Raw genomic sequence first — 338 nt, 5'->3', positions numbered from 1 at the left:
ACCGCGCAAAGCTTGAGGTCCGAACTGCCCCTGTGGGGAGCCCAGATTGCCGGCGATGGGCAGCAAAGCGCCCAATCGCCCAACTGACCGACATTAGCCCCCAGGCGCCTTTTGGTGCCTGTGGTTGACTGGCCCGATGCCAAACGATCAGATTTAACCCCTTCCGCGTAGGACGTTTCCCAAAGATACTCTCTGCGCCTGTTTTCCGTTGCGGTCGCTATTTCAGGGTCTTAGGCTCGGTGTGTCGTTGGTTTTCAACGACCGGGTTTAGCCGCCTGAAATCGTCGGACACCGCAGCAGTGCAATACCGAGTAATCGGTATTGACGCCTTATGGCGG

The organism is Pseudomonas sp. TJI-51 (assembly GCF_000190455.2).
In the GTDB taxonomy this organism is placed as follows: Bacteria; Pseudomonadota; Gammaproteobacteria; order Pseudomonadales; family Pseudomonadaceae; genus Aquipseudomonas; species Aquipseudomonas juntendi.
Note: the sequence above shows the minus strand (reverse complement) of the source record.